The 25,144-nt window shown below is 74.1% G+C and carries 20 protein-coding genes; 11 read left to right on the top strand and 9 right to left on the bottom strand.

The genetic code is table 11. The features are described 5' to 3' along the window. Window positions 1–3: 3 nt before the first annotated feature. Together ACIBQ8_RS04845 and ACIBQ8_RS04840 are read right to left on the bottom strand one after the other, a co-directional pair. Window positions 4–909 carry a hypothetical protein gene (locus tag ACIBQ8_RS04845; RefSeq protein WP_397191132.1) on the bottom strand — a complete coding sequence of 302 codons (906 nt, stop codon included), beginning with the start codon at window positions 907–909 and terminating at the stop codon, window positions 4–6. A 116-nt stretch (window positions 910–1,025) separates the two neighbouring features. Continuing rightward, window positions 1,026–1,961: a DUF2332 domain-containing protein gene (locus ACIBQ8_RS04840; RefSeq protein WP_397191131.1), complete on the bottom strand. Its 936-nt coding sequence runs from the start codon at window positions 1,959–1,961 to the stop codon at window positions 1,026–1,028. 266 nt (window positions 1,962–2,227) lie between these two features. On the opposite strand from ACIBQ8_RS04840, the gene ACIBQ8_RS04835 reads away from it, so the two are divergent. Then, window positions 2,228–2,464 carry a DUF6289 family protein gene (locus tag ACIBQ8_RS04835; protein ID WP_397179861.1) on the top strand — a complete coding sequence of 79 codons (237 nt, stop codon included), beginning with the start codon at window positions 2,228–2,230 and terminating at the stop codon, window positions 2,462–2,464. 31 nt (window positions 2,465–2,495) lie between these two features. Here the strand turns inward: ACIBQ8_RS04835 and ACIBQ8_RS04830 are convergent, their stop codons facing one another. Then, window positions 2,496–4,874 (bottom strand): glycoside hydrolase family 65 protein, encoded by a 2,379-nt coding sequence (locus ACIBQ8_RS04830; protein ID WP_397191130.1) that lies wholly within the window; start codon window positions 4,872–4,874, stop codon window positions 2,496–2,498. Beyond that, on the bottom strand, window positions 4,871–5,635 hold the full coding sequence (locus ACIBQ8_RS04825; RefSeq protein WP_397179859.1) for an HAD family hydrolase: 765 nt from the start codon (window positions 5,633–5,635) through the stop codon (window positions 4,871–4,873). Before ACIBQ8_RS04825 ends, ACIBQ8_RS04830 begins: the two co-directional genes overlap by 4 nt. A gap of 154 nt (window positions 5,636–5,789) precedes the next feature. Here ACIBQ8_RS04825 and ACIBQ8_RS04820 point away from each other — a divergent pair, with 154 nt between their 5' ends. Then, window positions 5,790–6,014, top strand: a complete 225-nt coding sequence (locus ACIBQ8_RS04820) for a 4-oxalocrotonate tautomerase family protein (protein ID WP_397191129.1) — start codon at window positions 5,790–5,792, stop codon at window positions 6,012–6,014. A gap of 13 nt (window positions 6,015–6,027) precedes the next feature. Here ACIBQ8_RS04820 and ACIBQ8_RS04815 read toward each other — a convergent pair whose 3' ends face one another. Then, window positions 6,028–6,567: a PadR family transcriptional regulator gene (locus ACIBQ8_RS04815; RefSeq protein ID WP_397191128.1), complete on the bottom strand. Its 540-nt coding sequence runs from the start codon at window positions 6,565–6,567 to the stop codon at window positions 6,028–6,030. A gap of 61 nt (window positions 6,568–6,628) precedes the next feature. Here ACIBQ8_RS04815 and ACIBQ8_RS04810 point away from each other — a divergent pair, with 61 nt between their 5' ends. Further along, window positions 6,629–7,387 carry an alpha/beta fold hydrolase gene (locus ACIBQ8_RS04810; protein WP_397191127.1) on the top strand — a complete coding sequence of 253 codons (759 nt, stop codon included), beginning with the start codon at window positions 6,629–6,631 and terminating at the stop codon, window positions 7,385–7,387. A 45-nt stretch (window positions 7,388–7,432) separates the two neighbouring features. Here ACIBQ8_RS04810 and ACIBQ8_RS04805 read toward each other — a convergent pair whose 3' ends face one another. Together ACIBQ8_RS04805 and ACIBQ8_RS04800 are read right to left on the bottom strand one after the other, a co-directional pair. Continuing rightward, a complete protein-coding gene (locus tag ACIBQ8_RS04805; RefSeq protein ID WP_397191126.1) occupies window positions 7,433–7,819 on the bottom strand; it encodes a hypothetical protein in 387 nt (128 codons plus the stop codon). Next, the gene (locus ACIBQ8_RS04800) at window positions 7,816–8,034 is read right to left on the bottom strand and encodes a hypothetical protein (protein ID WP_397191125.1); all 219 of its coding nucleotides are present in this window, start codon (window positions 8,032–8,034) and stop codon (window positions 7,816–7,818) included. The genes ACIBQ8_RS04805 and ACIBQ8_RS04800 overlap by 4 nt, the downstream gene beginning before the upstream one ends. 193 nt (window positions 8,035–8,227) lie before the next feature. Between ACIBQ8_RS04800 and ACIBQ8_RS04795 the strand changes: the two genes are divergently transcribed. From ACIBQ8_RS04795 to ACIBQ8_RS04765, 7 genes are all read left to right on the top strand, one after another. After that, the gene (locus tag ACIBQ8_RS04795) at window positions 8,228–11,167 is read left to right on the top strand and encodes a helix-turn-helix transcriptional regulator (RefSeq protein ID WP_397191124.1); all 2,940 of its coding nucleotides are present in this window, start codon (window positions 8,228–8,230) and stop codon (window positions 11,165–11,167) included. A gap of 66 nt (window positions 11,168–11,233) precedes the next feature. After that, window positions 11,234–11,428 carry a hypothetical protein gene (locus tag ACIBQ8_RS04790; protein WP_397191123.1) on the top strand — a complete coding sequence of 65 codons (195 nt, stop codon included), beginning with the start codon at window positions 11,234–11,236 and terminating at the stop codon, window positions 11,426–11,428. Between the two features lie 25 nt (window positions 11,429–11,453). Then, the gene (locus ACIBQ8_RS04785) at window positions 11,454–13,838 is read left to right on the top strand and encodes a hypothetical protein (protein WP_397191122.1); all 2,385 of its coding nucleotides are present in this window, start codon (window positions 11,454–11,456) and stop codon (window positions 13,836–13,838) included. An 11-nt stretch (window positions 13,839–13,849) separates the two neighbouring features. Beyond that, window positions 13,850–14,998, top strand: coding sequence for a hypothetical protein (locus ACIBQ8_RS04780; RefSeq protein WP_397191121.1), 1,149 nt, complete (start codon window positions 13,850–13,852; stop codon window positions 14,996–14,998). A gap of 8 nt (window positions 14,999–15,006) precedes the next feature. Continuing rightward, a complete protein-coding gene (locus tag ACIBQ8_RS04775) occupies window positions 15,007–16,176 on the top strand; it encodes a hypothetical protein (protein ID WP_397191120.1) in 1,170 nt (389 codons plus the stop codon). Window position 16,177: 1 nt separating this feature from the next. Next, complete coding sequence (locus tag ACIBQ8_RS04770) at window positions 16,178–18,598, top strand: S8 family serine peptidase (RefSeq protein WP_397191119.1); 2,421 nt, start codon at window positions 16,178–16,180, stop codon at window positions 18,596–18,598. A gap of 372 nt (window positions 18,599–18,970) precedes the next feature. Continuing rightward, window positions 18,971–21,658, top strand: a complete 2,688-nt coding sequence (locus ACIBQ8_RS04765) for a glycoside hydrolase family 5 protein (protein WP_397191118.1) — start codon at window positions 18,971–18,973, stop codon at window positions 21,656–21,658. 29 nt (window positions 21,659–21,687) lie between these two features. On the opposite strand, the gene ACIBQ8_RS04760 is transcribed toward ACIBQ8_RS04765, so the two are convergent. Next, complete coding sequence (locus ACIBQ8_RS04760; protein ID WP_397191117.1) at window positions 21,688–22,626, bottom strand: MBL fold metallo-hydrolase; 939 nt, start codon at window positions 22,624–22,626, stop codon at window positions 21,688–21,690. 75 nt (window positions 22,627–22,701) lie between these two features. On the opposite strand from ACIBQ8_RS04760, the gene ACIBQ8_RS04755 reads away from it, so the two are divergent. Next, window positions 22,702–23,373, top strand: a complete 672-nt coding sequence (locus tag ACIBQ8_RS04755) for a TetR/AcrR family transcriptional regulator (protein ID WP_397191116.1) — start codon at window positions 22,702–22,704, stop codon at window positions 23,371–23,373. Window positions 23,374–23,425: 52 nt separating this feature from the next. Here ACIBQ8_RS04755 and ACIBQ8_RS04750 read toward each other — a convergent pair. Then, on the bottom strand, window positions 23,426–25,144 hold a 1,719-nt coding region (locus ACIBQ8_RS04750; RefSeq protein WP_397191115.1), incomplete at its 5' end, for a WD40 repeat domain-containing protein.

Raw genomic sequence — 25,144 nt, 5'->3', positions numbered from 1 at the left:
GCGTCAGCAGCCGTCCATCTGGGCTGCGGGGACGGCGGTGGCAGGGGCCGCGGGCAGGCCGGGCTGGGCCCAGAGCAGGTAGGAGACGGCGCCGGCGTCCGCGGCGGGGCCGATCCAGAAGGCGCCGGTCTGCTTCGGGACGGCGAGGCCGTAGTGCCCGGCGTTGGTCCTGACGCACCAGGAGCGGTCCTGGGTTCCCGGCTGCCAGTCCCGGAACTCGCCGGTCCAGGCCGCGGCGGGCATGGACATGCAGGCGTGCAGCGTGGGCCGGCCGGTCCCGGCGAACAGCGCGGCCGCCGCGCCGTTGACCAGCTTCGGACCGACGTTGAAGCCGAACGTCTCGATCTCGACGTCCCCCGCGCGGGCGCCGGGCGAGTCGTCGGTCGAGGTGTGGCCGGTGTCGAGGTCGAAGGAGCCGTCCAGGTCGCCGGGGACGGTGCCGCGCATCGCGACCTCGTCGCCGTTCCCGGCGTCGGTGACGGAGACCTCCGCCGCGGTGCCGCGCGGGATGATCACCTTGATCTGCCGCTCCTTGACGTAGAGGTCCACGTGCTTGAGCTGCGCGCCGTTCACGCTGACCTTGAGCTCGTGGTCGGTGCCGAGCTCGAACACGCTGGTCCGCTGCTGCCCGTGGAGCGTCTGCTCGATCAGCAGCCACGTCCTGTCCTTCGGGACCGTGTGGTCGATGAGGTATCGCGCCAGGGCGTCCGCCGCGAACAGGCCGAGGCTGACCGCGATCCCCGGGATCGCCTTCGGCACCACCTCAGGCAGGACGGCGAGGACGATGGGCGAATAGGCCTCATAGACGCCGGCGATCGCCTTCGGGGCGCAGTCGCCCTGGTCGCAGCCGGAGATCAGGCCGCCGATCAGGACGCAGGTGACGGCCACTGATGCTGTGTGTCGAGACATGGTTCGTCCCCCGCCGGTCGCGTGGCCCCCCTCCAGAATCGGCCTGCGGCCTCCCCCCTGGCAAGAGCCGGACGGCTCCGCCGTCGGGAGCGAGCCGGCCACACGCTGAGCCGGGATCACGTGAACCAGGTGATCTCCTGGCCGTGCGATCGGGTCCAGGCGAGCGGCTGCCCGTCCAGCGCGAGCACGTGGTAGTCCGCCTCGCCCGGCGGCGTCGGGAGCGTGTCGTAGGGCAGCACGGCGGCGGTCTCGTTCGCGATCCAGTGCCCGGGGAGCTCGCGTACCGCCTCGGCGAACTCCATCCGTCGCGGCATCGGCACGTGGTACAGCACCGAGCTGTGGAACACCACCAGCGTCGCATCGGGCGGGGACTGCGCGGCCAGGGCGGGCAGGTCGTCCACCAGGTCGCCCTGGACGAGCAGCGGCGGGTCGGCTGCGACGACGGCCGCAGCGGCGCGCAGCCTGGCCCGGCGGTGCGTGTGCTCGGGCCAGATGAGGGCGTCGAGCCAGGCCAGGTCCGCCGGGTCGGTCACGTCGAGCGGGTTCAGGTCCAGGCCGGCCCGCCACACCACCTGGGGCAGGCCGGTCGGCGGCGTCAGGTTGGCGGCCGTGCAGGCGACGACCGGGTCACCGGAGCCGACCAGGTGATCGCCGTAGCGGTAGGCGTACCGGTCGGGGTAGAGGCACAGTCCGGCGGACGCGCCGACCTCCAGCAGCGCGAGCGGCTGCGGGAGCGCGTTGAGCACCGGCAGCAGGACGGCACACCGTCCGGCCTCGTTCGTCTGGGTGGTCCGGGTGCGCATCTCCGCCTCGATCACGGGCCAGTTCGCCACCGTGTACTCGTGGAAGGCGGCCGGATCGTCGACCGGCCCGCCGAGCAGCCGGACCACGCCGAACAGCAGGTTCGGCTGCCGTTTGGCCGGCGGAAGCCCGGCGAGCAGGGCCAGGAGGTCGAGATCCCGCGCCACCGCGGAGGCCAGGCGTTCGTACGTGGGCGACACGTCGTGCGCCTCGCGCGCGGCGAACTCGGCGTAGACCGCAGCGATCGTCATAGTGCGATGATCGCAGCCGACTCCATCGCCACTGAGCCGGGTGCGGAAGAAGCCGCCGCACGGCGTCGGCGCGGGCCGGGCGGCGGGTGGTTCATCGGCGCGCTGAGACCGGTCACCTGCTCGCCCGCCAGGGAGAGGGCTGCGCGGGAGCTCGGCCGGGGGCTCCCCTTGCGTTTTCATCCCATGAGACGGATCATTCGTGCGCACCGTGCACCCGGACTGGTCCTGCTTCCCCCCTTCTCCCTGCGCATCAGGAAGGACGATCCATGATCCGTCGCGTACTGGCCGTCGCGGTCCTGGCCGCCGCCACGCTCGCCACCATCCCCGCCGCCGCGCACGCCATCCCCGCCTGCCCGGCCGGCTACCTGTGCAACACCCAGTACTTCTCCGACTCCGCGCGCACCAACCTGGTGGGCGTCAGGACGCAGTTCTGCGACGGTTCGGTCTCGACCTGGGGCAGGCTCAGCGGCTACATCACCTGGTCCTCCAGCCCCTGCAACTGATGGAAGGCCTCCGGCAGGGGGCCGGGGAGCCCTAGTCACCCGTCCTGCTGCCGGAGCTCCGGGGACGGCGCGGGCTCGGTTCGCGGCCGGGCGGCTGGTGGATCTGCTGCTCCGGCGCCGGTCGCGACGGGTTGGGCCGGGTGACCTCCATCCCGTCCAGGACGATCTGCTCCCCGTGGTGGGTCACCGTGATCGACGGCCCCCGCAGCAGCCGGTAGGCCGTCGCCTCCGGGGCGACGCCGACGCTCAGCAGGCTGCCGCGGTAGCGCAGCCGGAAGGCGAGCCGGGTGATCCCGGGAGGGAGTGAGGGGGCGAAGCAGATCCGTCCCTGGCCCGCGCGCATCCCGCCGAAGCCCGAGACGAGGGCGATCCACGCCCCCGCCAGCGAGGCCATGTGCACGCCGTCCATGGTGTTCCTCTCCAGGTCCGCCAGGTCCATCAGCGCCGCCTCGCCGAGATAGCGATAGGCGAGGTCCAGATGGCCCACCTCGGCGGCGAGCACCGCCTGGGTACAGGCCGACAGGGACGAGTCCCGGACGGTCAGCGCCTCGTAGTAGGCGAAGTTGCGGGACTTCTGCTCCGGCGTGAAGGCGTCCCCGCGCAGGTGCATGGCGAGCACCAGGTCCGCCTGCTTGACCACCTGCTTGCGGTAGAGGTCGAAGTACGGGAAGTGCAGCAGCAGCGGATACTGGTCGGGCCTGGTGGCCGCGAAGTCCCAGAGCGCGTGCTGGGTGAAGCCCTCGCACTGCGGGTGGACCCCCAGCCGCTCGTCGTAGGGCACGGACATCGCCTCCGCCGCGTCCCGCCAGCGGCGGATCTCCTCGGCGGTGACCTGGAGCCGCCCCGCCGGGCCCGGATGGCGGTCCGCGGCCTCGGCCGCCGCGCGCAGGTTCTGCTGGGCCATCAGGTTCGTGTACACGTTGTCGTCGACCACGGCGGTGTACTCGTCGGGGCCGGTCACACCGTCGATGCGGTAGCGCCCGGCCGGGTCGTGGTGGCCGAGGGCGCACCACAGCCGGGCCGTCTCGACCAGCAGCGGCAGGCCGGTCCGCTGCTCGAACGACATGTCCTGGGTGGCGTCCGCGTACTGGATCGCCGCGTGCGCGATGTCGGCGTTGACGTGGAAGGCCGCGGCTCCGGCGGGCCAGTAGCCGGAGCACTCCTCGCCGTGGATGGTCCGCCAGGGGAAGGCGGTGCCGTGCAGGCCGAGCTGCTTCGCGCGCTCGCGGGCCAGGGGGATCGTGGTCCGCCGCCAGCACAGCGCGTCGGCGACGGCCGCGGGATGGGTGTAGGTGAGCACCGGCAGGACGAAGATCTCGGTGTCCCAGAAGGCGTGCCCGTCGTAGCCGGAGCCGGTCAGGCCCTTGGCCGGGATGGCGCGCTCCTCCAGGCGCGCGGCCGACTGCAGCAGATGGAACAGCCCGAAACGCACCGCCTGCTGGACCTCGGCGTCGCCGTCCACCTCGACGTCCGCGCCTTCCCAGAAGTCGTCGAGGAAGCGGCGCTGGTCGGCGTGCAGGCCGTCCCAGCCGTCCAGGCGGGCGGAGGCCAGCGCCGCGGCCACCTGGTCGTGCAGCGCGGCCCGCGAGCGCTGCGCCGACCATCCGTAGGAGAAGAACTTGACCAGCCGCAGCGTCTGGCCGGGCGACAGTCGGGTGGCGACGGTGAGCCGGCTGACGTCGTCGCTGCCCTGGGCCTCGATCCGGGTGCCGTCCGGCCCGTCGATCTCGTGGCACATCCCGGCGGCCACGCGCAGGCCGCTGGCCCGGGTGCGGTGGACCATGATCGCCGTTCCGTCGCTGCTCGGGACGTTCTCCTCCGCGACCAGCGGCGCGTGCAGCGGGGCGGCGGCGCGCGGGTCGCCGCTCTCGTAGGTCTGGGTCTCGTTGGCGATCAGCTCCGACTGGACGACCACGCGCGACGGCCGCTCGACGGCCTCGACCTCGTACAGGATCGCGGCGACCGCGCGGTGGGTGAAGGACACCAGCCGGGTGGACGTGATCCGGACCGGGGTCCCGGTCGGCGAGCTCCAGTGCGCGGTGCGCGTCAGGGTGCCGGCGCGCAGGTCGAGGACCCGCTCGTGCTGGTGGAGCGTCCCGTACCGCAGGTCGAACGGCTCGTCGCCGACCAGCAGCCGGATCACCTTGCCGTTGGTGACGTTCACCACGGTCTGTCCGGATTCCGGGTACCCGTAGCCCGCCTCCGCGTAGGGCAGCGGCCGCACCTCGTAGAACCCGTTGAGGTACGTGCCCGGCGCCCCGTGCGGCTCGCCCTCGTCCAGGTTGCCGCGCAGCCCGATATGGCCGTTGGACAGCGCGAACACCGACTCGGTCTGCGCCAGCACCCGCAGGTCGAGATGCCGTTCCCGGACCGCCCACGGCTCGACGGTGAACGCCGGATGCCGGATCATCCGGCCTCCCGGGACGGCGTGCCCGGCTCCAGCAGGTCGGCCAGGTCGGAGACCACGACGTCGGCGCCGTGGTCGCGCAACGCCTGCGCCTGCCCGGCCCGGTCCACGCCGACGACGAAGCCGAACCTCCCGGCCCGGCCGGCGGCGACTCCGGCCAGGGCGTCCTCGAACACCGCCGCCTCGGACGCCCGCAGCCCCAGCGCCTCGGCGCCCGCGAGGTACATGTCCGGAGCCGGCTTGCCGGCGAGCCGGCGGTCCCGGGCCACGACGCCGTCGATCCGGGCCTCGAACTGGGCGGCGAGCCCGGCGGCGGCGAGGACCTGCTCGGTGTTGGCGCTGGAGGACACCACCGCGCGGCGCAGCCCGGCGTCCCGGACCGCGGCCAGGTAGCGGACGGAGCCGGGGAACACGTCCACGCCGTCCCGGTCGATGATGGCCTGCACCAGGTCGTTCTTGCGGTTGCTCAGGCCGTGCACGGTCATCGTGCCGGGCGGGTCGTCCGGCGTTCCCTCGGGCAGGGTGATGCCTCGGGCGTCCAGGAAGCTGCGCGCGCCGTCCGCCCGTTTCTTGCCGTCGACGTAGCGGTCGTAGTCGGCGCCCGCGTCGAAGGGGACGAACGCGGTTCCGGTCTGCTCGCTCCAGGCCCGCAGGAAGTCGTCGAACATCGACTTCCACGCCCTGGCGTGCACGGTGGCGGTGCGCGTCAGCACGCCGTCCATGTCGAACAGGCACCCCCGAATCCCCTCAGGCAGCCCCAGCATGGATCCCCCCGTTCTCCCTCACACGAGCTCCCACCTGCGCATACCCTGCGCCGGGCGTCAGCAACAGGAGGCGTTTGCCCACTTCGGCCAGGGGCATGTCGGCTGAACGGCGTGAGGTGCCATCGGTGCACCGCGTCGGGGGGAAGGGGAACCCATGCCACTCGTCAACGTGAAGGTGATCGAGGGTGTGTTCAGCGCCACCCAGAAGGCCGAGATGGTGCGGAAGCTGACCGACGCGATCGTCGCCGTCGAGGGTGAGCACCTGCGTCCCCTGACCCTGGTCGTGATCGAGGAGATCAAGAGCGGCGATTGGGGTGTGGCGGGACAGCCGGTGACGGCCGCGGAGGTGAAGGCGCTGGCCTCGGGCGGGCCCGCGTAACCGCCTCCTCTCTCTACGATGTCGCGCTCTGGGCGTCCAGCGCGGCCAGGGTCTCCCGTAGCCAGCCGATCTCGGTCCTGCTGGTCGCGGTGGCGATCGTGAACAGGCCCTTGCGGAACGGGTCGTCGAAGTCGGCGGCCCGCAGGGGGCGGTCGCCGTCCCAGAAGAAGCTGGCCGGTTCGGTGAGGAAGGTCAGCCTGCGTCGCAGCACGGCCGCCTGGAGCGCGGGGTCGCCGAGGTGGCGCAGGAACGCCAGCATCGTGAACCAGCGGTTCTCGTCGGTGATGAACGGCTCGTCCGGTTCGGCGAGCCGCCGCCTGAGGTCGGCGCGCCCGGCGTCGGTGAGGGTGAGCACGTGCCGGGGCGCGGCCTGGGCGCCGGGCTGGAGGTCGCGTTCGAGCAGGCCGTCGCGCTCCAGACGTTTGATCGCCGGGTAGAGGGTGCCGTCGGCGATGGGCCGGACGTGGCCGGTCAGGGCGGCGACGCGTTTGCGCAGCTCGTACCCGTGGAGCGGTTCGTCGTAGAGGAAGCCCAGGATCGACAGCTCAATCACGCCGCTATGCTATCTCGATGTCTTGATATATCGACATCTAGGTATCTCGGAGGGGATGGTCATGAGGGACGCGCAGGTGCTGCCGGACGGGAGCCGCATCCGCTGGGCAGAGGTGGCCGGTCGTGAGCCGGTCCGCGTCTACGTGCACGGGCTGGGCGCGGCGGCGGCGCCGTACTTCCTGGGGGTCGCGAGCCGGCCGGAGCTGGCCGGGCACCGGAGCCTGTTCGTGGACCTGCTGGGCTTCGGCACCAGCGACCGGCCCACCGCGTTCGGCTACACCATGGAGGAGCACGCGGACGCCCTCGCGACCGCGCTGCGGGCGGCGGACGTGCGCGCCGCGCAGGTGGTCGCGCACAGCATGGGCGGGACGATCGCGGTGCACCTGGCCGAGCGGCATCCGGAGCTGGTGGCCGACCTGGTGCTGGTGGACGCCAATCTGGACCCGGCCGAACCCGCGCCACGGCCGGGCAGTTCGAGCATCGCTGCCTACTCCGAGGCGGATTTCGTACGGCACGGCTGGGAGGAGACGCTGACCCGGGTCGGGCCGCACTGGGCGGCCACGATGAGGCTAGCCGGACGGGAGGCGCTCTACCGGAGCGCGGTCCACCTGGCGCGCGCGGACGTGCGGGAACGCCTGCGCAGGCTGCCGATCCCGCGCGCCTACCTCTACCCGGAGGCGGACGGCGAACCCCGCGGAGCGGCCGAGCTGGCAGCCTCCGGCGTACGGCTGATCGCCGTCCCGGACACCGGCCACAACATCATGATCGACAACGCGGCGGTCTTCGCCAGAGAGGTGAACGGCCTTCTCGCCTGTCGGTGATCGTGCTTCCCGGCCTGATGCGGCGTGACCCGGCCGACGTCCAGGTCACCGGCGAGGTCCGGAGGCGTTCGGGCTCGGACGCTTGACGGACGTGCACGCGATGACGGCGCTGCTGTCCGCCGAGAGGAAAAGCATGGGGGTCCATGCGCCGTCGCCCGCATCGATGCGCCCCAGCCGCAGAGAGGTCCGGCCGAGCCGGACGAGGACGTCGAGGGTGTCGTCGAGGCCTGTTGTCGGTGTTCCCCGCCTGACCGTCGACCGTCGGCGGCGCGCGTAGACGGTGGCCAAGAGGGCTGCCTGCACGAGCCCGTCCCAGACGACGAAGGCTCCGCCGTCCGCGAGCGCCGCGCGGGCCGCATGGAACCGCTGGCCCTGTGCGTCGAGCAGAGCGAGCAGCTCGGTTCGCGTGAGGTGGTCCGGCGGTGGGTTCACTCTTCGGCGGCCGACCGGATCCGGGCATCGTCCTCATGGGCGGCGAGTTCCTCGGGAGTGCCGGCGAAGGCGGGGCCACAGCCCCGGTGGCCGCTGCCGATGACGGGGGGCTCGGCGTAGGCGGCGTCGGCCAGTTCCTTGTGCACGCCGCCGTCGTCGCGGAGGTCCCGCCAGGCGGCTTCGACCAGGTCGGGCCCTGTCGCATCGACGCTCATGGCGACATCCTGCCCCAGTTCGCCGGCGAGGGCAGGGGGCGACTTCCGATGCGCGGCTCGGAATCCTGTTGGTGGAGGCCCGTCGGGAGAAGGCGTCTCGTCGCGCGCTGTTTGCGGGGGAATTGGGGGTGACCGATTCTCCCGATCCAGGCCGTGACAAAAGGGGTGACAAGCGCTTGAATGGCGCTCGAACATGAAGAGTCACATCGGGCTGGTGGGCCGGGGCGCGGAGCTGGAGCGGCTGCTGGCGGCCGTCGTCCATCCGCCCGCTCTGGCCGTCGTCGAGGGTGAGGCGGGCATCGGCAAGACCCGTCTGGTCTCCGAGCTGGCCGCGCGGGCCGGCCGGCCGGTGTTCCTGGGGCGGTGCGCGCACATCCGGGAGCCGTTCCCCCTCGGCCCGCTCCTCGACGCCGTGCGCGGCATCGGCGCAGGAGCCGGCACCGGCCTCGGCGCGAACGGGCCGCTGTCGCCCGTCACCGGCGCGTTACGGCCGCTGCTGCCGGAGCTGGCCGGGCAGTTGCCGCCCGCCCCCGAGCCGCTGGAGGAGCGGGCGGCCGAGCGGCACCGGATCTTCCGAGCGCTGTCGGAGCTGCTGGGCTCCCTGGGCGAGGTCGTACTCGTGCTGGAGGACCTGCACTGGGCCGACGAGCAGACCCTGGCCTTTCTCGGTTACCTCATGGGCGAGCCGCCGCCGGGGCTGTCGGTGGTGCTCACGTTCCGGGGCGAGGAGGTCGCGCTGGACGCCAGGACGATCGCGGCGCGGGCGGCTCCGTCCGTGTCGCGTGCCCAGGTGGCCCTGGAGCCGCTGGACGTGGCCGAGACCCGGGAGCTGATGACCGCGATCCTCGGGTCGGAAGGGGTGTCGGAGGAGTTCGCCGCCCATCTGTGCGAGCGGACGTCGGGACTGCCCTTCGCGATCCAGGAGATGGTGGCGCTGCTGCGCGAGCGCGGGACGCTGATCAGGCGCGGTCGCGGATGGGCGCGTAAGGCCATCGACGAGCTGAACGTCCCGACGGCGCTGCGCGACTCGGTGCTGGAGCGGGTGGGACGGCTGCCCGCCGGAGCGCGGGCCGTGGTGGAGGCCGCGGCGGTGCTGCAGGTGCCGGTGCCCGTGGCGGTGCTGGTGACGATCTGCGGCCTGGCGCGCGCGGACGCGCTGGCCGGGCTGGAGGAGGCGCTGCGCTCGGGGCTGCTGAGCGAGCACACCGCGCTCCCGCGCGGCGCCCCCGACGGCTCGGCGCGCGCCGCGGGTGTGGGGTTCCGGCACATGCTGGCGCTCCAGGCGGTGTACGAGAGCATCGCGCTGCCCCGGCGTCAGGTGCTGCACGGACGGGCGGCCGAGGCGGTCGAGCGGTTGCGGCCGGTGCCGATCGGGCAGATCGCCCACCACCTGCGGCACGCCGGGATGATGGAGGAGTGGGCCAGGGCGGCCGACCGGGCCGCGGCGGAGGCGGGCCGGCACGGCGACGACAGCGAGGCGGCCCGTCTGCTCGGCGACGTCCTGCGCGAGGCGCCGCCCGAAGGGGAACTGCTGGAGGACATGGCGGTGCGCTTCGGCTGGGCCTCCGTCCAGGGCCTGCACGCCCAGCCCGGCTTCGGCCAGATGGACGATCTGCTGCGCCGCGACCTCGCTCCCGGCGTGCGCGGCGAGCTGCACTTCCTGTACGGCCTGCTCCTGGAGAGGGCGGGCGCCGCCCCGGAACTCCGGCGGGAGCAGTTCGCCACGGCGGTGCGCCACCTGGACGACCGTCCGGAGCTGGCGGCCTGGGCGATGGTCGGGCTCGGCGTGCCGACCTCGGCCGGGGTGTCGCCGGCCGAGCACGTCTACTGGCTGGACCGCGCGCTGGAGACCGCCGAACGGCTCGGCGGCAGCCCGTCGCTGCAGCTGTCGGTGCTCGGCAAGGTGGCGATGGTGCTCACCACCATCGGCGACCCGCGCTGGACGGCGCTGACCGAGCGGATGACCCGGCTGGCCGGCGGGCGTCCGGAGTCCCGGCAGGAGGTCGTCGCGTTCTGGTCGGTCGGCGACGAGAGCTGTTACGCGGGCCATTACGCGGTGAGCGAGCGGCTGCTGGACGCCGCGCTGCGCGGCGGGCTGAAGATCGACAGCAGCCGGCGGCTGGAGTACCTCATCCGGTCCTCCCTGGCGGTGCTGCGCTACTTCCGCGGGGAGTGGACGGGCCTGGCCGACGAGACCGCCCTGCTGCTGGACGCGCTCGACGAGCAACCGCACCAGCGCGTCACGGCCGAGCTGGTCGCCCACTGCCTGGCCGTGGCGCGGGGCGAGATCGAGGAGGGGGCGCGCAGGCTCCGCGCGGCCGTCGGCAGGGCCGTGGAGGTCGGCGCGGTGGACGCGCTGCCGCCGGCGGTCGAGACGTTGCTGCGCCTGGGCACGGTCCGGGGTGAGCCGCCGGACGAGGAGTTGATCGGGATGCTGGCGGGGTGGCGGGCCAAGGGGTTGCAGCCGCTGGCCGTACGCGCGCTGCCCGCCCTGGCCGGTGCGCTGGTCGCGGCGGGCCGGACGGCCGAGGCCGGCCGGTTGTGCGCGGAGCTGGAGCGGGAGCTGGACGGGCTGGACGCGCCGCTGGCTCCCGCGGCGCTGGCCCACGCCCAGGGGTTCGTGACGGGAGATCCGGAGCGCTTCCTGGCGGGCGCGCACGCCTACGACGAGCTGGGCGGCCGGTACGAGGCGGCCCAGTGCCGCGCGCTCGCCGCAACCGCCCTGCTCGACGGCGACCACGACGACACCGGCGGCCACGACGACGGCGACGGCAGCGGCGACGGCGACGGCAGCGATCCCGGGCGGGCCGGGGCGCTGCTGGGGGCCGCCATCGCGGTCTTCGAGGAGCTGGGGGCGCGGTGGGACCTCGACCGGGCGGCGAGCACGGCCAGGCGGCACGGCGTGGCCGGGCCCGTCCGGTACCGGGGCGGCACGCGCGGCTACGGTGACGCGTTGTCGCCGCGCGAGGCCGAGGTGGCCGAGCTGGCCGCGACCGGGCTGAGCAACAGGGAGATCGCCAAGAAGCTGTTCCTGTCGCCGAAGACCGTGGACAAACATCTGAGCGCGGTGCTGCGCAAGCTGGGGCTGCGGTCGCGGGCGGGGCTCGGGCAGCGCATGGGCGGATCCGGCTGACCCACCCCCACGAATGGGGATTTTTCCCCATAGCTGGATGGATGCCCCTGTCATCACGCTTGTCCCATGGACAGCCCCGACGAGCCCACTGAGACCGAGGACGCCGAAAAGCCGACCCCGACCCCGGCCTCGGCCCCGGCCCCGGACGACCACGTCGCCCCCGCCGCCGACCCCGGAACCCCCACCGCCGACGGCCCGACCACCGTCGGCGCCCCCGCCCCCGCCACCGCCGCCGACGACGACGGTTGGGTCGAGGCGTGACCCCCCACCGAGGACAGGAGCCCGCATGAGCACCTCCAGGCCGCGCTCAAGAGCGGTGGTGATCAGCGCGACCGCGGCCCTGGTCGCCGGACTGGGCCTGACCGGCTCGACGGCCACCGCGGCGACCGGCGCGGCAACCGGCGCGGCGACCGGCATGGCAATCGGCGCAGCAACCGGCATGGCGACCGGCGTGCCGGCCGTCGACCCCGTCATCCCGTACGAAGACCCCCCGGCCGTCGCCCGGGAGCAGCCCGCGGCCCCTCCCCGCCAGACCACCGTCACCCTCGTCACCGGCGAGCAGGTCCGCCTGGACGTGGACGAGCAGGGCCGCCAGAGCACCACCGTCCTGTCCCCCGGCGCCGTGCCGGCCGGCGGCACCTACCTGAGGTTCGGCTGGCACGGCGACCAGTACGTCATCCCGAGCACGGCCGTGCCGTTCCTGGACCGGCTGCTGGACCCGCGCCTGTTCAACGTCAGCCACCTGGCCAGGACCGGCAACCGGCCCGTCCCGGTCAAGGCCACGACGGGCCGGCTCGCCGCGCTTGGCGCCACGATCACCCCGGACGAGGCTCCGGCCCTCGGCCGCGTGCTCGCCGAGGAATGGCGCGCGGGCCGCGGCGGGACGCCGGCCGGCGTCGAGCGCATCAGCGCGCCGGACGACGCGCCGCCCTCGCCGTTCCGGCGGCCCGCGACCGCGAAGGCGGCCGCCGGCGCCTACCACACCCTCTCGATCGACAGCGTCGACCTGGACGGCAAGCCGGGCGCGGTCGTCGCCTACGTGCACAGCGTCGATGACACCGACCTCGGCTTCTACACGATCGACTACCCCGGCGAGACCGGCGAGGTCGCCTTCAGCGTGCCGGAGGGCACCTACGCCGTCGAGGCGAGCGTGTTCACCGGGCCGGCCGACGACCTGACGAGCCGCGCGGCGTTCGTCGTCCAGCCGGAGATCAGGGTCGGCGGCGATGTGCGGGTCACGCTGGACGCCCGCGCCGCCGTGCCGTACGACGTCGAGGTGCAGCAGCCCACCGAGGGCATGTACCGGCAGGACATGTTCGCCTTCGTCAGGAAGAGCGAGGCGGGCAACGCGGCCGGGGTGGACGCGTGGGGGCTGGGAGCCTTCCAGCTCGTCGCGTTCCGGATCGTGTCCAACCCGGAGTTCGGCAGCCGGCCGCTGTACGCGACGCCGACCAGGCCGGTGCGCAAGGGCAGTTTCAGCTTCGCCGCCTACACCCAGCTCACCGAGACCGCGTCCGGCTCGCCCGGAAAGCCCAGCTACCGGCTCGTCCTCCCCTACGCCAAGGGCGTGCCCGGGAGCCTGACCCGCAAGGTGCGGGACTCGGAGCTGACCACCGTCCGCTCCACGATCCTGCGCAGCCCGTACGGGCAGCAGGACCGGTTCGACCTGTTCCCCGAGGTCTTCCTGCCCTGGACGCAGAGCGCGCTCGGGGTCGGCTCGTCCGTGCTGCCGGGCGAGCGCACCGACTACCTGTTCAGCGGCGCCCCCGACATCACCGTCTGGCACACCGCGTTCAACTCCGACGACGGCGCGCGGCACTACAACCAGCGCCGCCACCTCAGGCCGGGTTCCGTGGTGCGCGAGGTGTGGAACAAGGCGCCGGGCGTGCCGTCGCGCACCGCGCCCTACCGGCAGGAGTCGACCATCGGCTTCGGCGGCGACTCGCCGCTCGTCGACGATCCGTTCGCGACCCTCTGCGTGGCCTGCCGCCAGGGAGACCTGGGCATGATCTATCCGCAGCGGTTCGCGGACTCCACGCCGGGCCACTACTCGCCCGGCACGTCCTGGGACGAGCACTCCGGCCTGGACTTCTACCGCAATGGCGAGCTGGCCTTCACCTCCGACAACCGCATCACCGGCGCCCTCGGCGCCCAGGCGGCCGACCTGCCGATGCTGCCCGACCCGGCCGCCTACCGGCTGGTGTGGAAGCAGGACCAGCGCGGCGAGCTGGCCGGCACGCCGGTCACGACGGACTGGACGTTCCGCTCGGGTCCCTCCGACCAGCGGGCCAAGCTGCCGAAGAGCGCGTCGTGCGTGCCCGACGCCACGCGGGAGTGCTCGTTCCTGCCGCTGCTGTTCCTCCGCTACGACCTGCCGCTCGACGCCGCGTCGAAGGCGAAGGCCGGGCCGTTCCAGGTGGCGTTCGCGGTGGAGAACCAGGAGCACATGGCCGCGCCGAAGGGCGTCGAGGCCACCGTCGCGCTCTCCTACGACGACGGCGCCACCTGGAGCGAGCCGCTGACCGCGGGCAGGCGGGCCGACGGCCTGTTCGCCGCCACGGTCCGGCACCCGGACTCCGGCGGGTTCGTCTCGCTGCGGGTCAGGGCGCACGACCGGCAGGGCAACGCCGTCGAGCAGACCGTCGTCCGCGCCTACGGCCTGACGAGCTGAAGGAGCTCATCATGGTGAAACTCATCGCGGCGGCCGCGGCCGCCCTGCTTCTCGCCGGGCCCGCCGTTCCGGCCCAGGCCGATCCGGCGCGTTCCTGCCCGGCCGCGCGGGCCGGTTCGGCCGGCTGCCTGCTGACCGCCCGGCCGGCCGCGGAGGCCAGGGCGGCCGGGCTGCCCCAGCCGTTCTCGGCCGCCGACCTGCAGCAGGCCTACCGGCTGCCGTCGGCGCGGCTGGGCGGCGGCCAGACGATCGCGGTCATCGTCCCGTACCACAACCCGAACGCGGGCAACGATCTCGCCGTCTACCGCAGGGCGAACGGGCTGCCGCCGTGCGAGGGCGAGTTCGACTGCTTCCGCCAGGTCAACCAGCGCGGCGGCGACGAGCCGCCGGGCGCCAACCCGGACTGGTCGCTGAACAGCAGCGCCGCGCTCGACATCGCCGCGGCCGCCTGTCCCAACTGCAGGCTGCTGCTGGTCGAGGCCGACGACGCCGGCGCCGAGAACCTGGGCCTGGCCGTCGACCAGGCCGTCAAGCAGGGGGCCACGGTCGTCACCACGCCGTACGGCCTGCCGGAGTACGCCGGCGAGCTGGCCCACGCCGCCCACTACGCGCACCCCGGCGTGCCCGTCACCGCCCCGAGCGGCGACGGCGGCTTCCCCGCCAGGACGGGCAGGCAGCTCGTGCCCGCCGCGTACGGGACGGTCACGGCCGTCGGCGGAACCACGCTGTACCGTCAGGCCGGCGCGCGCGGCTGGGGCGAGACCGCCTGGTCCGGATCGGGGTCGGGCTGCTCGGTCTACGTCGCGCGGCCCGCCTGGCAGCCGAAGGGGGCGTGCGGCGCCAAGCGCACCGTCGCCGACACGGCCGCCGTGGCCGACCTGCGCACGCCCGTCGCCGTCTACGACAGCTACTCCTACGGCGGCTGGGTCGCGGTCGGCGGCACCCCGATCGCCGCCGCGCTGGTGGCCGGGGTGTACGCGCTGGCCGGCAACGGCGACCTGATCACGCCGGGCAGGCAGCTGCAGGCGGGCAAGGCCCACCTGTTCGACATCACGGCGGGCAGGACCGGCGCCTGCGCCGCGCCCGAGCTGTGCAACGCCCGCCCCGGCTACGACGGCCCGACCGGCTACGGCAGCCCCAACGGCATCGGCGCCTTCTAGGAGAGCCCATGAAGACCCTCATCGCCGGCGCGCTGCTGGCCACCACTCTCACCACGCCCTCGGCCGCACCGGGAGGCTGCGTGCCGTCCTGGAACGTCGTCGACACCTCCGCGATAACCCCGGTCGACAGCTATCCGCAGGACGTCACCGTCTTCTCCGCCCGGAAGGCCCTGTTCACCGGCTCCTCCTCCGGCGGGTCACCGGCGGCCTGGACCGGCGACCTGCGCGGCGGCCGGCCGCACGACAACACCCGCCCGCCCGTCCCGCCGCACACCAGGCAGCTCGCCGAAGCCAGCTCCTTCCACTCCCCCGACGGCGGCTGGCTGCTGCTCGACCACATGGGCACCGGCGCCGACACCACGCAGGCCGCCCGCTGGGACGGTCGGCGGTGGACGCTCCACCCGACGGCCGTCTCGCCGGCGGCGGCCACGACCGGCCTCTACCTGGCCGACGTCGCCTCGGTGTCGAAGAACGACGCCTGGGCCGTCGGCTACACCTACGGGGCCAAGAAGGGCGACCTGAACCCGCCCACCGCCGCGCTGATCGAGCACTGGGACGGCCGGCGCTGGTCGATCGTCGAGAACCCGGCCGCCGGCCGCCCGGACGCGATCCTGCGCGCCGTCACCGCCGTCTCGCCCGACGACGTGTGGGCCGTGGGCAACCAGCGCGACGCCGACGGCGTCGTCAGCCCGCTCGTCCAGCACTTCGACGGCACGCGGTGGACGGAGGTGGCGGCCCCGCACCCGACGGGCGCCCTCTTCGCGGTCTCCGGCACCGGCCCCGGCGACGTGTGGGCGGTCGGCAGCCGGCGCCGCGACGGAGCCGACAACCAGGCGGCCGCCCTGGTCATGCACTGGGACGGCACGGCGTGGAGCAGCGTGACCACGCTGCCCGACCTGGGCAACAGCCGCCTCGACAGCGTCTACGCCGCCGCCCCCGGCGACGTGTGGGCCGTCGGGGACGTCGGTCTCGGCCAGGAGGAGGAGTTCCTGCACTGGGACGGCTCCGCCTGGACGACGGTCTCCCACCCCGGGCCGCGCATGAACGGCCTGACCTACAACTTCCTGGACGTGCACGGCAGCGGACCGGACAACGTGTGGGCCGTGGGCCTGACGGTCTCCGAGGTCGCCCAGGAGGTGCGGCCGGTGGCCGCCCGACTCACCTGCGGAAAGGGCTGACATGCGATTCCGGGCCTTACTCCCCGTGCTCGCCCTGGTGGCGGGGCTGACCGCGGCCTTGCCCGCCGAGGCGGCGCCGGGCGACGTCTGGGTGATCCTCAAGCCGGAGGCCAACCTGTCGGCCGCGCCCAAGGCGCGTTCCAGGACCGCGCGCGGCCAGCTCGTCGTGGACGCGCTCAAGGACACCGCCGTCCGCACCCAGTCGGACGTCAGGAAGTATCTCAAGGACGAGAAGCTGGACAGCGAGTCGTTCTGGGTCACCAACGCGATCCTGGTCAAGGGCGCGACCCCGGCCCAGGTCAGGAAGCTGACCGCGATGGGCGGCGTGCGGCAGGTGCGGCCGCCGAAGACGTACGCGCTGGCCGAGCCGGTGCGGCGCGCCGCCGCGACCGCGGCAGGCGGCGGCGTGGAGTGGGGCGTGGCCGACATCAACGCCGACGACGTCTGGAAGGAGTACGGGCGGCGCGGCGAGGACATCGTCATCGCCAACATCGACACCGGCGTGCAGTTCGACCACCCCGCCCTGCGCGCCTCCTACCGCGGCGCGAACGCCGACGGCACCGTCACCCACGACTACAACTGGTTCGACACCTCGGGGCACTGCGCGGGCGGCGCTCCCTGCGACACGCACGGGCACGGCACCCACACCATGGGCACCATGGTGGGCGACGACGGCCAGGGCAACCAGATCGGCGTCGCCCCCGGCGTGAGGTGGATCACCGCGAACGGCTGCCAGACCTGCAGCGAGGAGGACCTCGTCGCGGCCGCCCAGTGGATGCTGGCCCCCACCGACAGCCACGGCCAGAACCCGGACGTCAGCAAGCGGCCGCACATCATCAACAACTCGTGGAGCTCGACCGAGCCCACCGACGAGCCGATCATCGAGGACATCCTCCAGGCGTGGGCCGCCTCCGGCATCATGGGCGTCTGGGCCAACGGCAACAGCGGCCCGTCGTGCAGGACCAGCGGTTCGCCCGGCAGCCGCACGCTCAACTACTCCGTCGGCGCCTACGGCGTGAACGGCGCGATCGCCTCCTTCTCCAGCCGCGGCCCCGGCCAGAACGGCGAGACCAAGCCGAACATCGCGGCTCCGGGCGTCGACGTGCGCTCGGCGCTGCCGGGCGGCTCCTACGGGCTGATGTCGGGCACCTCCATGGCGGCGCCGCACGCGGCCGGCGCCGTCGCGCTGCTGTGGTCGGCCTTCCCCGACCTGGTCCGCGACCTCGACGGCACCCGGGCGCTGCTGGACGCGTCCGCGATCGACACGGCCGACGCCCAGTGCGGCGGCCCGGCCGAGGACAACAACGTGTTCGGTGAAGGGCGGCTGGACGCCTCGGCGCTGCTGGCCGTCGCCAAGGTCGGCCTCGGCACGCTGGCCGGGACCGTCACCGACGCCGAGACGGGCCAGCCGGTGCCCGGCGCCACCGTCTCCGTGACCGGCCGGCGCTCCCGCGACGCCGTGACCGGCCAGGCGGGCGACTACTCGCTGCGCCTGATCGGCGGCGACTACCAGGTGAAGGTCAAGGCGTTCGGCTACGACGACGCCACGGCCGCCGCCACGATCGCCAAGGACGGCACGGTCACGCTCGACGTCCGGCTCGCGCCGACCGCGCGGGTCCAGGTCGGCGGCGTCGTGCGGGACGGCTCCGGCCAGGGCTGGCCGCTGGCGGCCAAGGTGACGGCCTCCGACGGCGCCGGGCACACCTGGACGGCCAACTCCGACGCCGGGACCGGCGCGTACCGGCTGGAGCTGCTGCCCGGCACGACGTACACGCTGGAGGCGGCGGCCGTGCCGCGCGGCTACACCCCGGCCGTCCGGCAGGTGAGGGTCGGCACGGCGCCGCTCACCGAGGACTTCGCGCTGACGGTGACCCTGGCCTGCGAGGCCCCCGGCTACGCGCCGGTCCTGGAGGGCGTCACGGAACGGCTGGACGCCGGGCTGCCGGGCGGGTGGAGCGTCACCAACGCCGATCCTGGCTTCCCCGGGTACGCCCACGAGCCCGGCTGGGTGCTGAACGATCCGGGCGGCCGTACCAACAGGACGGGCGGCAAGGGCGGGTTCGCGATCGTGGACTCCGACCACTACGGCCTGCACCACGTCCAGGAGACCACGCTGACGTCGGCGGCCGTGGACCTGTCGAAGGCAGCCGCCCCGGCCCTGCAGTTCGCCTCCGACGTGGAGCCGAGGGTGAACGGCACGGCGCTCGTGGACGTCAGCCTCGACGGCGGCCGGACCTGGGCGAACGTCTGGAAGAAGGCGGGCTACCCCGGGGCTCGCGGGCCCGAGCTCCAGGTCGTGGAGCTGCCGCAGGCGATCGGCCGCAACGCGGTGCGGGTCCGCTTCACCTTCCTCGGCCAGCTGTCAGGGTGGTGGGGGATCGACGACGTCTTCCTCGGCCACCGCACCTGCGAGAAGAAGTAGCCTCTCCGGGGCCCGTCCCTGACGGGCCCCGGAGCTCGACGCGGCGCCCCCGAGCTCACCCACAACCCCCTGTACAAGAAGGGCAAGCTCCCCAAGATCAGCTGCAAGCTCGCCAAGGGCACGACGAAGTCCTCGACCACCACATATCCGTGACCGGCCCTGATGTCGGTCCTGACCGGCTTGAAGTCGGGGATGAACGGCTCCCAGGCGTCGTTCAGGCAGCCGACGAGGGTGTTCGCAACACCTGGAAGGCGCCGGAGTCCAAGGTCGCGTGACGGGCCCCTCCGCCGGTATCCGCCTGGCATGAGCCCGAGCGCGGATGGATCTTGGCTCTTCATTTGTGAGCGATGCTCATGTATGGTCGCCGTCACTATGAGGAACCGCTGGTTGTCGCCGATCGCCGTCGTGGTACTGGCCGCCGTCATCACGCTGGGAGCGGTGTTCGACCCGTCTGGGTTGGCCGCGCCGTACACCTGGACGGGGGCCGAGCTGCTGCCCGTCGCCGCGCTCTGGCAGGTGGCCCCCCTGGCCGTGTACGTGCCGCTGCTGCTGGCGGGGGTAGGCGTGCTGACGTGGGCTCTCGCCCGTGGACGTACCCCGCTGCGTACGGCGCTGCTGGTGTGGGGCGCGGTGGTTTGGTCGGCGATGGCGGCGAAGCTGGTGATGTCGCTGGCGATGACCTTCGACGACGTGCTCTACCTGGTGTGGTCGACGGGCTTCACCGGCGTCAAGGCGGCGGTCTTCGGGCTGCCGGTGGCAGTGGCCGCCTGGCTCACCCAACTCCTGCACCGCCGCCTCACCCCGCTTCCCGCGCCCCCGACGTCCGAGGCGTCCGGGACGGCCGCAGCGTCGGGGGCGTCCGGCGTGTCCGGGGCCTCCGCAGCCCCTGCGGCCTCCCCTGCGGCCGCGTCCCCGGCCTCCCCGGCCTCCCCGGCGTCCGTGGCGTCCGCGGCCCCATCCGCCCCTGCGGCGCCCGAGGTCCGGCCCGCGGCGGTACCGGGGGCGGTCGTCCTGGGGGTGTCGGCGTCGGGATGGGTTGCGGCGGGCGTGGCCGTCGTCCTGGGTGTGTCGGTCGGCGGGGTGTGGTGGGGCGGGTCGCCTGTCGGATATGCCATCGGTGACTCGCCGCTGGCCCCCGCGCCCGAGGCGGGACCGCTGGGCTGCCTGGCCGCCGTCACTCTGCTCGGCGTGCTGACGTGGGCGTTGCACCGCTGGTTCAGCGCCACCGCCTCGCCACGGCCCGCGGTGGCGGGGCTGTCGGCGCTGGGGGCGGCCGGGACGCTGGGCCTGGTCGAGGTGGCCGTCGGGATCCCCGGCGACCTGGCGGGCGGCGGCCTGTTCTGGGCGCCGGCGATCATGCTTCGCCTCGCCCCCGCGCTCTCCTTCGGCGCCCTCCTCGCCCCGGCGACGGCGGCGCTCGTCGCCCTCCTCGACACCACGCGTCCGGCACGCAAAGGCGTCGCCCTTCTCCCCGCCAGCCGTCCGGCGGACCAGGGCGCGCCCCTTCTCCCCGCCACCCGCCCGGCGGACCAGGGCGTCACTCTCCTCCCCGCCAGTCGCCCGGCGCGCAGGGGCGTCGCCCGGGTCGCGCCGATCGCGATGGCGGTCGTCGTGGCCGTGGCGGCGCTCGCCTTACCGCTCCTGCGACCCGCCACCACCACCGCCCAGCCACCGCGCACCCCCGGCCTGACCCTCTCGGCCGACCGCCGGATCGTCGACGCCGACGGCAACGAGGTGCTGCTGCGCGGCGTGAACGTCAACCAACTCGAAGACTATTTCCAGAAATTCCCGGACAAGGCGGTGACGCGACCGCTCACCGACGCCGACTTCGCCGGCATGGCGAAGATGGGCTTCAACGTCATCCGGCTGGCCCTGTCCTGGTCGGCGCTGGAACCCCGCCCCGGCCACTACGACCCGGCCTACCTCGCCAAGATCTCCTGGGCCGTCGAAACCGCCGCCCGGCACGGCCTGCGCACGGTCATCGACATGCACCAGGACGCCTGGGGCAAGGGCGTCGGCGCCGCCCCCGGCGCCACCTGCCGGAACGGCTCCCCGATGCACGGCTGGGACGGCGCCCCCACCTGGGCCGACCGCTTCGACGGCGCCCCCAGGTGCGAGTTCACCGGACGCGACATCTCCCCGGCCGTCGCCCGCGCCTTCACCAGCTTCTACCAGGACAGGGACGGCATCCAGACCCGCCTGGTCGCCGCCTGGGGCATGCTGGCGGAGCGGTTCGCGAACGAGCCGATGGTCGCCGGATACGACCTGCTGAACGAGCCCGGCTTCGGCGAGGCGCCGCCGATCACCTCCGGCGTCCTGCTCGGCCGCTACTACGACCGGGCGATCAAGGCCATCCGGGCGGGCGAGCGGCGCGGCTTCCCCCACCTGGTCTTCTTCGAGCCGTCCGTGCTCTGGTCGGGGCTCGGCTTCGAGGTGCCGGTGCCCAAGGGCTTCACCGACGACCGGCTGCTCGTCTTCGCTCCCCACCTCTACAACGAGTCGATCACCATCGACCAGGGCACCGGACTCACCGTCACGAGCATCGAGCGCGGCTTCGAGCTGGCGAGCCGGGCGGCGGAGTACTACGGCGCCGGGCTCTGGTCGGGCGAGTGGGGCTGGTTCGGCGACCCCGCCGCCGCCCCGATCGCGAGATACACCGACCAGGAGGACCGGCACCGCATCGGCGGCGCGTTCTGGGTCTGGAAACAGTCCTGCGGCGACGCCCACGCCGGCGCCGACGCCGGGACCGGCGGCAACCTCATGATCGAGGACTGCGCCACCGGGAAGGACCTGCCCCCGCCCGCCGAATACGTCGCCGAGCTGTCGCGCCCCTACCCCCGCTCCGCCCCCGGCCGTCTGACCGGCCTGACGTCGGACCGGGCGAGCCTCACGGCCCGGGGCGAGGGCAGCGGGTGCGGGCTCGACGTCTGGTTCCCGGGCGACGCCCGGCCGTCCGTCCGTGGCACCGGACTCAGCGGCGTCGCCGTCCGGCAGGCGCCGGGCGGCTGGCGCATCACCGGCTGCACCTCGGGTTCGTACAGCGTGACAGCGGACGCATAGCGCTCCCCCGGTCGAGGGGGACGGTCACGTCACCGGTGTCCGGCGGCGTAGAAGGCGCGGGCGGCGAAGCCGATCCACTCGGGGCGTTCCCAGGTGGTCCAGCGGGCGCGCGCCTGCGCGTCGATCGTCGCGGCCGTCTCGTCGGCGGAGGCGCCGGCCGCGCGCAGGCGTGCGACCTCGCCGTGCACGTGGTCGAGGTAGTCGCGGACGTCGCGGATCAAGGAGACGCCGCCCACCTCCCCGTGGCCGGGCACGACGATCTCGGGCTCGGCGGCGATCAGGGCGTCGAGCACGCCGATCCATCCGGGGCCGTCCACGTCCACGTCGTACGGCGGGAAGTACGGCGCGATCGGGAAGATGCGGGTCTCGATCAGGTCGCCGCCGAACAGCACCCGGTCGTCGATGACGACGACCTGGTCGGAGGCCGTGTGCGCGGGGCCGACCGCGCGCAGCGCCGCCTTGCGGCCGCCCAGGTCGATCTCGGCCCGGCCCTCGTAGACCAGGTCGGGGTCGACGAGTTCGACGCCTTCGAGCTCGGCCGCCGCGGCGGCGCTCAGCCCCGTGAACATCTCGACGTAGGCGGCGCCCTTGCGGTGCAGTTCCGCGCGCTGGGAGGCGTTGTAGACGATCGTCGCGGCGCCCTTGAACGCCTGCGCCCCGAACCCGTGCTCGGGGTGGAAGTGCGTGATGGTCAGGTACAGCCGCCGGTCGCCGGCCAGGCGCCGGGCCTGCTCCAGGACGAACTCGCCGTTGCGGCGGCCCATGCCGGTGTCGACGACCAGCGCGGCGTGCTCGCCCACGACGATGCCGACGTTCGGGACGAGCTCGACGCGGTTGTCCGGGATGACGTACACGCCGTCGGACACCTCGACGGGCTCGCCGCGCACGACCGGCGGCGGGCTCGTCCGCACGTCGGGAAGGTCGGACAGGTCAGGGGACGGGTTCGGCGTCACATCGGCAGGGCACATGATCCGGCTCCAATCTGAACACTGTTGAGATGCTGGCGAGCGTAGCAGAGATCTGATCAGTGTTAAGATCGGGCGATGGCGAAGGGGCGATACCACCACGGTGACCTGCGCAGCGCGCTGCTCGACGCCGCCGAGGCCCTCGTGCGCGAGCGCGGCGCCGACGGCTGGTCCCTGCGCGAGGCCTCGGCGCGCGTCGGCGTCAGCCCCAGCGCCGCCTACCACCACTTCGCCTCCCGCGACACGCTGGTGCGCGCCCTGTCCGAGCGGACGCTCGCCTGGCTCGGGGAACGCCTGCGACAGGACTGCGAGCGCGCGCCCGGCCAGGCCGGCGACCCGCAGCGGCGGCTGATCGCCCTGGGGTGCGGCTATGTGCGCTGGTCGCTCGGCGATCCGGCCGTGGCCCGGCTCGTGCTGCGCGGCGGCGCCACCGCCCCCGACTCCGCCATCTCCCCCCACCCGCACGACGTCCTGACCGCGGAGCTCGACCGGCTCGCCGCGGCCGGCGGCCTGCCGGAGCCCGCCCGTGAGGGGGCGGAGTTCGTGGTGTGGGCCGCGCTGCACGGGCTGGCCGTGCTGCTGGCCGACGGCCTGGTGCGCTTCGACGACGCGCGCGCGGTCGATCTCCAGACCGCGCGCGTGGTCCGCACCACGCTCAACGGCCTGGCCCAGGAGGCGTCGCACGCGGCGGGCCGTCCCGAGGGGCGCTCGGCGCACACCGAGCGCCTGGCCCGCCGCCCTCCCGCCTGACCCCGTCCTTCGGCCGCCTCGCCGCCGCCCGGCCGGGCCGGTACCCAGCCGGTCAGCGGTCCTGCGGCCCGCAGGTCGGCTGGTAGGGGAAGTCCGGGAAGTACCTGGCCCATTCCTCCCGGCCGAGCCCGTGGCCGACCCGCCGGCATACGGTGCTCGCGGCCCCGGCGGCGCTGAGGTCGTAGCGCTGGAAGGGCAGGTGCTTGCCCGCCACCGACAGCGCGTCGCCGCCGAGGGACAGCGCGAGGACCGCGCCGCCCGGCGTGGCGAGGGGCGGGCCGACAGGCCGCCGCCCGGCGGTGTCCCACAGCTGGACGGCGCCTCCCTCCGTGCCGACGGCGAGCAGGCCGGCGTCCGGGGAGAAGGCCAGCGCGGTGACGGCTCCGGAGGCGGTGGGGGGCAGGGTGCCCAGGTTGCGGCGGAGGTCGCCGTCCCAGAGGGCGGTTCGTCCTCTGGTGTCGCCGGTGGCGAGGAACCGGCCGTCGGGGCTGAAGGCCAGCGCCTCCGCCGGGCCGGGGCCGCCGCCGGCCGGCCGCAGCGGCGGCAGCGAGGCGACCTCGCCCCGGTCGGTCAGCAGGCGTTCTCCCCCCGGGGCGACGGCGATCCGGGTGCCGGTGACGCCGGGGTTCGTGGTGACGGCGCCGGTGCGCGTGTTCCAGCTCGTGAGCGCCTCCGGCCCGGCCGAGGCGCCGCTGATGAGCAGCAGTTCGCCGTTCCGGGCGAAGGCGAGCGGCCCGCCGTGGCGGAAGGGCGGCGACTGGCCGGTGATCCGCCGTCCGGCCAGGTCCCACAACGTCGCGGTGAAGGAGGCGGCGTAGGCGTCGCCGTAGGCGAGGGTCCGGCCGTCGGGGCTGAGGGCGGCCTGCATCCAGCAGGGCGTCGGGCAGGCGGGCCGGGGCGGGCCGGGCAGCTCTTGCCCGGTCCTGGCGTCGCGCAGCTCGACACGGTCCCGGTAGGTGAGGAGCAGGGTCGTGCCGTCCGGGCTGAAGGCGGCGGAGGTCGCCCTCTCCTCGCGCCAGTCGCGGGTGAAGGCCGAGCCGACGCGCAGGGTGTGCACGGTGGAGCCGGTCAGGTAGCGGATCTCCCCGGCGTCGGGGCCGATCCAGAGGTCGTCGACCAGGTCGCCGTGGAGCGGGTGGCGCAGGAGCACTCCTTGGAGGTGGTTCGTGGCGCGCACCTGGAGCTCGTCCTCTCCGGCGGTCGCGACGAAGGCGCCGTCGGCGCTGAAGCCGATCTCGCGCACGCCCGGCGCGCTGAGTGCGGCGGCCTCGGTGCCCGAGGCCACGTCCCACGCCCTGACCAGGGCGGGGGTGGCCAGGAGCAGCGTCCGTCCGTCCGGGGAGAGGCGCAGGCGTCCCTCGCGGCACTGCTCGGCGGTCGGGGTGGGCGCCCAGGCGGGGGCGGTGGGGCGGCCGGTCGCGGGGTCGGGCAGGCGCAGCGGTTCGCCGGGGCTGCACACCAGCGGCGGCGCCGCCGCGTCGGAGCCGGCGGGCGCGTCGATGACCTGGGGCTGGTGGGTGCGCAGGTCCCAGCGGGTGACCCGGGTGGCGGTGGCGCTGATCAGCCAGCGGCCGTCGGCGCTCAGGCTGCGCCGGGTGTCCGGGGAGGTGTCCTGGTCGGTGAAGACGTCCTGCTGCGGCTGGAGGCTCGGGGGCCGGGGGGGCGCGCGGGGGGGGGGGGGGGGGGGCCCCGCCCCCGGGGCCCCCCCGCGCCCCCCGGCCCCGGCCGGGTCCGCCCCGGGCCCGGGCTCGGCCCGCCCCGCGCGGTGGCG

The organism is Nonomuraea sp. NPDC049646, assembly GCF_044465525.1.
GTDB lineage: Bacteria > Actinomycetota > Actinomycetes > Streptosporangiales > Streptosporangiaceae > Nonomuraea.
Note: the sequence above shows the minus strand (reverse complement) of the source record. Positions and strands in the feature narration are given on the sequence as shown.